Source organism: Acidovorax sp. KNOB132 (assembly GCF_057541515.1).
In genome coordinates, this window is record NZ_BAAJYT010000001.1 from 102088 (window position 1) to 112032 (window position 9945).

The window sequence follows — 9945 nt, forward strand, 5'->3', positions numbered from 1 at the left end:
AAATTTAGACAATCTAACCCTGACCAACGGCAACGGCCGCTCCAGCAAATTCACAGAAGCAGAAGCCAAGAATTTCTCTGAAACCTGGACGGTGGCAGAACACATCAGCAACACCGCCACCGGCTTCTCCGGCACCCTGTTCCGCGCCTTGAAGAGCGACGAAACGCAAGGCATCACCGCCGGCGACCTCGTCCTGTCCTTCCGCTCCACCGAATTCCTGGACGACAGCGCGCGCGACAACCAGGCCACCAACAGCATGGAGATCAAGCCCTACGGCTGGGCGTTCGGGCAGATCGCGGACATGGAGGACTGGTACGCCAGTCTTAAAACCAAAGGACTGATCCCGGCAGGCCAGCAGATCGCCGTCACCGGCTACAGCCTGGGCGGCCACTTGGCCACTGCCTTCAACCTCTTGCGCGTGGAAGACGGCACCCAGAACACCGCCGTCAAAGAGACCTATACGTTCAACGGCGCGGGCGTTGGCGTCGTCCAGCAGGGCACGCGCCTGACCGATGTCATTCGCGACTTCAACGCGCAGCGCAAGAACGCCTCGGGCACCGCCATCGCGTTCTCCGAGCCCGATGCCCAGGCGCAGTACGAGAAGTACCGCGCGCTGTTCGGGGCCAGTTCCACCGGCGTGACGGCCCAGGCCGCCAAGGACGCGGCCGCCAGCGTGAAAGCGCTGCGCACCACGATCAACTCGCCCGAAACGGGCGTTCCGGTGTACTGGCCCACGGCTCGCAACGAGCAACTGGGCAAGATCCAGGCCGCTCTGGAGCGGATCGCCACCATCGAGGCGGAGGCCGAGCGCGTGCCCGGCCTGTCCTCCGGCAGTGGCGCGGACTCGCCCCTGAACATCCAGGGCCCGGCCAACATCCAGGCGCTGCAACTGGACTACCAACTGGCCGTGATGGCGGCGCAGACCAAGACCGCGCCCTCCGCAGGCACCCTCGGCGGCGGATTGCAGGCCGTGCTGGGCCGTGCGCTAGGCTCCTCCGTCATTCCCAACTTCCACGACGTGTATGGCGATACCCGCCCATCGGCCGTGGCCAACTCCCAACTGCACTACGGCCAGGCACAGGGCGTGTTCATTGAAGACCAGCCCCTGTTGCGCGGCGCGGTCATCGGAGGCGCATTGGCGGCGACCGCCAATGCGGCCGGCGACATCAAGTTGCTCGTGCCCGAATTCAGCAACAACGACTTTGGCGACACGCACAGCCTGGTGCTGATGCAGGACTCGCTGAACGTGCAAAAGACGCTGGCCCAACTGGACCCTAGCCTCACGCTGGAGAAGGCGTCGGCCCTCCTGCGCGCGGCCTCCAACAAGAAGGCGAGCTGGAGCACCGGCACGCAAGGCAAGGCCGAAGGCGATGTGCTGGAGAACGTCGTCAACGCGCTGGGCGACATGCTCGGACTGAACTGGCAAGGCGCCACGCGCCTCAAAGGAAGCCTGGAGGGCAACACCTGGGCGCAGACCGAGGACGGCAAGGGCGATGGCACCAGCGGCCGCACCACCTTCTATGCCCGGCTCAAGGCCGTTACCGACAGCGAAGCCTACAAGGCCCTGGTGGGCAAGGGCAGCGTTGCGGCGTCCGAGATCACGGCCGCCGATGGGAAAACCCAGTTCGCGTCATTCCTCGCGCTCAATGCCCTGAGCCCGATCGCCATCAAGACCGACGATGCCCAGGCCATCGCCAAACTCAAGGCCGCCAACCCCACACTGGCGCAGCGGTGGGATGCCGATGCCAAGCTGACCGATGCGCAACGGGCCCAAGGGTTGGCGAATTTCTCCACCGGCTGGTATGCGGATCGGCTGGCCTTGGTGCAGGCCAAGGCCACCGCCAACAAGGGCGATGTGGAAAAACCGGTCCGGATCACCCCCAACGGCACCGTGCTGGAATACCACTACTACGACACGGAGGTGTCGACCCAGGACCAGACGCTGACCGTGCTGCCCGCCGTGGCGCGCAACGGCGCACCCGTGGCCTACGTGCGGTTCGGCAACGACCAGGCCAATGCGCTCAATGGAGGAGGCCAGGACGACCACCTGTACGGAGGCGCCGGCAACGACACCCTCACCGGCCTGGGCGGTGCCGACTACCTGGAAGGCGGCGCCGGCGACGACGTGCTGATCGGCGGTGCAGGCGACGACACCCTGGCGGGCGGCGCCGGCTTCGACACCTACCGCATCCAGGCCAATGAAGGCCGGGACACCATCGTGGACAGCGGCAAAGGCAGCGAGGGCGGCAGCATCGAGCTGGCCGGGCGGGCGGTGGTGGGCGGCGGCACGCTGATCGCCACCGCTTCCGGGGCCGCGCAGCCCTACACGGTGTGGCGCGACGAGAGCAACACCGCACAGCCCATCGACTACCGGCTGAACGTGGACACGCGCGAGCTCACCATCACCGGCCACGGCAGCACCGTGGTCGTCAAGAACTTCGAGCCCGGGCAGCTGGGCATTGTGGTGCCGGCCGGCGTGCCCAAGCCGCTGCCCACGCCGGCCTCGACCTACGACCTGTCCAGCCTCACCGGCCAGACCGCCTACGACCGCCTCACCGATGCGCAGCAAGACAGCGGCCTGCGGCTGGAGAACGTCGCGCAGGCCGGCACCAACCGCAGTGGCGCCGCAGGCGGCGCCAGCGCGGACGTGCTGGCCGCGGGCAGCGCCGGTGCGAGCGCACGGCAGACCCTGTTTGGCGAGGGCGGCGACGACGTGCTGTATGCCGCAGCGCCCGTGGACCTGGCCGCCGCCATCGCGGGCGGCGAGACGCAAGGGCCCAGCGGGCGGGGCTTCGTCAGCCTGGTGGGCGGGCAGGGCGGCGACCGGCTCGTGGGCGATGCGGGCGACGACGTGCTGTACGGCGGGGCGGGCGACGACACCCTGGTGGGCGGGGGTGGCAACGACATCATCCTGGCCGACGGCAACGGCGAGGGCCTCGTGCTGGGCGATGCCTCGGCCTCCTACAGCAGCGGCGCCAACGACGTGGCCACGGGCCAGGTGCGGGTCCTAAACGCCGAGGTCGTCATGGCGCGCATCGGCACCACCGCCACCGACAGCACCGGCCGCGCCTATGAAAGCACCGACCTGTGGGGGTTCGCGTTCAACCCCCTGGCCGAGATCGACCTGTCGGGGCTGCTGGCCATGCGGGCCGAGGACATCAAGCCGCCGGCCGGCGACACGCACGTCTATGCCGCCGGCTCGCAGCGCACCTTCGCCCAGATGAACGACGGGAAGGCCTTCGTGGGCAACGTGGGGGTGGGCGCGGGCGCCGACACCATCTACGCCGGCGCGGGCGATGACGTGGTCAATGCGGGTGCGGGCAACGACATCGTGTTCGGCGGCGCGGGTTCGGACATGGTCGCCGGCTACGACGGCGACGACTTCATCGAGGGCGGGGAAGGCAACGACTGGCTGGAAGGGGACTACACCGTGCAGGCCATGGACGGCGAGCAGGCGGTGCAGACGCTGACCTACCACGGCGCCAGCATGGTCATGCGCAACACGCTGGATGCCGCGCGCCATGGCAGCGACGTGCTTGACGGCGGCGCGGGCGACGACACCCTGATGGGCGGCGGCAAGAACGACCTGCTCTATGGCCGGGCGGGTGACGACCGGATCTATGGCGACCACCTGCGCATGAACGGCCCGCAAACCGGGGACGACCTGCTCGATGGCGGTGACGGCGACGATGACCTGTTCGGCGGCGGCGGCAACGACGTGCTGCTGGGCGGCGCAGGCAAGGACATCCTGGAGGGCGACGACCGCACGGGCGAGATCGATGCGCAGTGGCACGGCGCCGACCTGCTGGACGGCGGCGCAGGCGAAGATGCTCTCTACGGCGGCGGTGGCGACGACACCTTGCGCGGGGGCGACGGCGACGACTGGCTGGCCGGCGAGGACGAACGCACCGAGAAAGCGGTATCCACCCTCACCGGCAACGACGTACTGGATGGCGGGGCCGGCAACGACGCGCTGATGGGCGGCAACGGCAACGACGCACTGATGGGTGGCGAGGGCAACGACCGTTTGAGCGGCGGTGCGGGCAACGATACCTTGCAGGGCGGGGCCGGCAGCGACTGGATGGACGGGGGGCTGGGCGATGACACCTACGTGCTGGAGGCGGACGACGTGCCGGTGAACTCGACCAGCACCGCCGAGCTGTTGCGCGACGCGGGCGGCAACGACACCGTCGTCGTCTCGGGCCGGCTGCAGGCCGCGCGCACGAGCAAGTCGGCCAACCTGGCGCTGAGCGTGGGGGACCCTGCCGAGCAGCGCGCACTCATTCTGGAGGACGGGTTCACGGGTGCATTCGAGACCCTGGTGGTCGATGGGGTGCAAACGCGTGTGTCCGAGTGGATCCGCGCCAACGTGACGGAGGACAAGACACTGGCGGCGGGCGCGGGAGGCGAGGCGTTCGGGGGCGCCGGAGCCGACTTCATGGTCGTGGCGGCCGGCGGCGCAACGCTGGAAGGGGCCGGAGGCAACGATACCTTCGACCTCTCGCCGGCCAACGAGACGGGTGGCGCGCGGCTGCGGTTCCGGCTGGGCGACGGGCAGGACGTGGCCATTGGCTCGGTGAGTGGCGCCACCCTGGCGGGCCTGCCCAGCGGTGGCACCCGCCAGGCCAACGTGTTCGAGTTCGGCGAGGGCATCACGGCGGCTGGGGTGTCGCTGGTGCGCCAGTACGTGGGCAGCGACATGGCGCTGTTCCTGCGTTACGGTGCGGAGCCGGGCGGTGCGGGCGGCGACTCGATCCGCCTGGATGGCCTGACGGGCGAGGACGGACGGACCTTCGACCGCCTTGAGTTCGCCGATGGCTCGGCCGTGACCTGGGACGAAGCGGTGGCCCAGGGCATCGTGCTGGACATGCGCGCACGCACCGATTCGGGCGCCTGGTATGGCGAGGGCACCGCCTACCGTGACCTCATCACGGGGCGCGACGGCAGCGACCGGATCTACGCAGGATTCGGCAACGACGTGGTGAATGCCGGCAGCGGCGACGACCAGGTGTGGGGCGGCGCGGGCAACGACGTGATCGATGCAGGCGCCGGAAACGACAAGGTGTACGGCGACGCTGGCAGCGACGTTTTCCTGTTCGGGCGCGGCGATGGCAAGGACGAGTTCTCTGCCGGGCCTGCCGAGGCCGGCGCGGTCGATGTGCTGCGCTTCAAGGAGGGCTTGGCGCTGTCCGACCTAGTGGTCTCACGGGTGGACGACGATTTGCTGGTGCGCGTCGTCGGAACGGACGACCGCGTGACCGTGCGCTCGGCCTATGCCGATCAACCGCTGGCGCGCGTGGAGTTCGCAGGCGGTGCGGCCTTCGCGCTGGCCGATCTGCCGCTCACGCCGGGCAACGCCCAGGCCAGCGCGGGCGCCGACACGATCTACCTGCTGCCGGGCGGCGATACCGTGAGTGCACAGGGCGGTCAGGACGTGGTGCGCGGCGGGCGTGGCAACGACACGATCGACGGTGGAGCCGGCGACGACCAGCTCTATGGCAATGCCGGCGACGACGTGCTGTCCGACAGCACGGGCGACAACACCTTCGATGGCGGCGACGGCAATGACCGCGTCACCGGCACGGGCAGTGCGGTCAACGCCGGGGACGGCGACGACACGGTGGAGGTGCCTGGCGCCCGGGTCATCCTGGGGGCAGGCAACGACACCCTGGTCGTGCGCCGGTCGGTGGCTGCCGTGGGGCAGACATTGCTGCTGGACGGCCGCACTGCCGCAGGCACGGCGCGCACCGTGCGCTTTGCCACCGGTATCGCGCCCCAGGACGTGACCTTGGCCGCCGTGCCCGGCAGCAACGGGCGCAAGGACCTGCTGGTGCAATGGCCCGGCACGGGAGCCGGTGGCGTGCAGCAGCTACGCATCGATGGCTTCATGGGCTTCGAGGCCGACCGCCAGGGGCTGCGCTTCACCTTCGAGGATGCGCCCGCCACGGTGTGGAGCTACCAGGATGCCTACCGCCGAGCCAACGTGGGCACGGCCGGCGACGATGCGCTGCAGGGCGGTGCCGGTGACGACGAACTCGACGGCCTGGCCGGCAACGACGTCATCGAGGGGCTTGCCGGCAACGACGTGCTGCGCGGCTCGCAAGGCGCGGACACGCTGCGCGGGGGCGAGGGCAACGACACGCTGATCGCAGGCGAAGGCAGTGCGATCGCGGCCGACCTGCTTTATGGCGAAGCCGGAGACGACGTGCTGGTGGCCTCCACCAGCGGCACCTCGCGCCTGTCGGGCGGCGAGGGGGCGGACACCTTCCGCTTCGGCCCGGGCGGGCGGCATGTGATCGTGCAGGACGACGCCGTGTCGCAGGACGTGCTGGAGTTCGACGCTTCGATCGCGCCGAAGGACGTGACCGTCACGCACGTGAACGGCGCGGCCATGCTGGTCGCCCGGGACCCGGTGTCCGGCGCGCTCCGCGTCTCGGTGGAGCTGCAGGGCCTGCTGCGCAACGCGCAGCCGGGCGGCGTGGCCGAGGTGCGCTTCGCGGGCAGTCCCGCCACCGTGTGGACGCTGGAGAACCTGCGCGAGCGCGCGCTCCAGGGCACCGCGGGTGCGGACACGGTGATCGGCTTCGACTGGCGCGACGACCGCCTCGCCGGTGGCGCGGGCGACGACACCCTGCGGGGCCAGGGCGGCAACGACGTGCTGTCGGGCGATGCGGGCAACGACGTGCTCGAAGGCGGCCTGGGCGACGACGTGTACCTGGTCGGCAAGGGCGAGGGGCGCGACGTGATCACCGAGACCGGTGGCACGGACACGCTGCGCTTCGGGGCGGGCATCGCCGCGGCGGACGTGAAGCTGGTGCGCACCTCCAGCCCTCCCACCGACCTGACCGGCCGCACGACGGCGTTCGCTGCGGCGGACTCGCTGGTGGCCGTGCTGCCCGGGGGCGGGCAGGTGTGGATTCCGGGGTTCTTCAGTGCGGGGGGCGGGATCGAAGGGATCGAGTTCGCCGATGGCGCGCGCTGGAGCCTGCAGGACATCCAGAGCCGCACGGTGGACGCTCGCGGCACGGCCAATGCGATGCAGGGCACGGCAGGCGACGACACCTTCACCGTGGACCATGTGGCCGACACCATCGCCGAAGGCGCGGGCCAGGGCACCGATACGGTCAGCAGTGCCGTGTCGTATGTGCTGCCCGGCGAGGTGGAGAACCTCACGCTCACGGGGTCACTGGACATTGCGGGTGTCGGCAATGCCGCCGCCAACGTCATCACCGGCAACGCGGGCAACAACGTACTCAACGGCATGGGCGGAACGGACCGCCTGGTGGGCGGTGCGGGCGACGACATCTACGTGGATGCGGCCGGCAGTGCCAGCGAAAACATGGACGTCATCGTGGAACGTGCCGGGGAGGGCAACGACACTCTGCTGCTCGATGCCAAGAACCGGATGCTGGACGAGAACGTCGAGAACCTCGTGCTGATGGACTGGAGCAATACCTTCCGAATGATCCCCTTGGAGTCCTATTACGGATTCCAGCCTTCCTACCAGCTCTACGATGGACGAGCGGACGAATCCCGGCTCCAGCTCAGCGGAAACACCGGCGACAACACGATCGACGCGACGAACCAGGGTCGCATCAGTGCCACGTTGATGCGCAACCGTTCTGAAGTGCTCGGCGGCATCGTCCTGGATGGGGGCCTGGGCAACGACACGCTGATCGGCGGCGCCGAGGACGACTACTACGTCCTCGACAGCCTGGGCGACAAAGTGGTGGAGACGGGCATCGCGGACAACGGGACCCAGTTGTCCCTCAACGACACGGTGGTCTCCTCCCGCATTTCCATCGACCTGCCGCTCCATGTGGAGAACATCGAACTGCTGGGCGACCAGGCGATCAACGCCACCGGCAACGACCAGGCCAACCAGATCCGCGCGTCCCGGAACACGGCGCGCAACGTGCTCACCGGCAAGGGCGGTGACGACACCTACTACGTGGGGATCGACGACGCGGTGGTCGAGCAGGCCGGCGGCGGCACGGACCGGGTCATCATCGACGTCATGGCCATTGGCGCCGCGGCCTACCATTCCAGCGGCAAGGTGTTCCGCCTGGACGACTACGCCAATGTGGAAAACCTCGCGGCCAACGGGCAACTGCGCGGCAACCAGCCTGCGCAGGGCGTGCACCTGGTGGGCAACGCCGGCAACAACACCGTGAGCGGCTCCTTCCAGGACGACATCCTGGAAGGCGGTGCGGGCGACGACGTGGTGGAAGACCAGTACGCAGCCATCCGCCCGAGTGCTTCGTTGTACTCCAGCGGCTGGGACAACGATGAGCTGCTGGGTGGCGCGGGCGATGACCGCCTGGTGAGCTATGCCGGGCGCGACGTGATGGACGGCGGCACGGGCAACGACACGCTCGTCGGAGGCGATGTCTTCCGTTTCGGGCGGGGCGATGGCCAGGACGTGATCACGGCATGGACGGGCCGCGCCAGCGCGGACCGGCAGCAGGCGCTGCGCTTCAAGGCCGGTGTCGTGGCCTCCGACGTCAGCGTGCGGCGGGTCGGCGATACCTTGGTCGTGGCCATTCGCGGCACCACCGACCAGGTCACCGTGCAGGGCTTCTACGGAGACCAGGAATTCAACGCGGTGCGGCGCATCGAGTTCGCCGACGGCACTGCCTGGGGTTTCGACGCGCTGATGCGCATGACCGACCCTAACACCGTGAACCACGCGCCGGTCCTGTCGGCAGCGCTGCCCGAGGCCAAGGCCGCCACGAACACGCCGTTCAGCTTCGCGTTGCCGGCGGGCGCGTTCAAGGACGAGGACGCGGGTGAGGTGCTGACGTACAGCGCCACGCTGGCGGATGGCAAGCCTTTGCCCGGGTGGCTCGTGTTCGATGCATCCAAACTCTCGTTCAGTGGCACCCCAGCCGCCGCCGACCAGGGCGCTTTGAACGTGCGCGTGACGGCCACCGATGCGATGGGCGCGCAGGCGAGTGGCAGTTTCGCGCTGAGCATCGCCGCGGGGAACCGGCCGCCCGTGGCGGGGGCTGCGATCGCGCAGCAGCGCGCCACGGAAGACGCCGAATGGCGGTTCACGGTGCCTGCCGGCACGTTCACCGATGCCGACGCGGGCGATGTCCTGACGTGGAGTGCCCAGTACCCGGGTGGAGGCTCGCTCCCTGATTGGCTCTCCTTCGATTCCGCTACGCGGACCTTCCACGGCATTCCGGCAGGCAGCGATAGCGGACTGTGGGAGGTGGAAGTGGTGGCGACGGACCGCGCAGGCGCATCCGCGCACCTGGCTTTCGAAGTCTGGGTGGATGCGGTGAACGACGCGCCGCTGGCCAAGACCCCGCTCACCGCGCAGTCGTTCAAGCAAGGCTCCGCATGGAGCTTTGTCTTGCCGGCCGACGCATTTGTCGATGAGGACGAGGGCGACGTGCTGACCTATTCCGCCACCCTGTCATCCGGCGCCGCGCTGCCGGCGTGGCTGACGTTCGACGCTGCCAAGAAGACGCTGCGCTCGTCCAGCGCCTCGGCGCCGGCGGGCAGCTACGAAATCACCATCACCGCGACCGATCAGGCAGGTGCCAAGGCCTCCCAGAAGCTGCCGCTGACCGTACAGTCCAGCGCGATCACGGGCACCAGCGGCAATGACACCCTCACCGGCACCAGCGGCAACGACACCATCGACGGCGGCGCGGGCGCCGACACGATGACGGGCCTGGGGGGTGACGACACCTACGTGGTCGACAACGCCTCCGACAAGGTGGTGGAGGCTGCCAACGCGGGCACCGACACGGTGCTGTCCAGTGTGAGCTACACCCTGGCGGCGAACGTGGAGAACCTGACGCTGACCGGCACGGCCGCCATCAACGGCACCGGCAACGCCCTGGCCAACACCCTCACGGGCAACAGCGGGGCCAACCGGCTGGACGGTGGCGCGGGTGCGGACGCGATGACCGGTGGCGCCGGCAACGACGT

Annotated in this window: 1 protein-coding gene; it reads left to right on the forward strand. The window is 69.1% G+C overall.

Annotated features, from left to right (window positions below; translation table 11 throughout):
• Positions 1-91: 91 nt before the first annotated feature.
• Positions 92-9945: putative Ig domain-containing protein (locus AC27IO_RS00530; RefSeq protein ID WP_498736671.1), on the forward strand; the 9854-nt coding region annotated here is incomplete at its 3' end.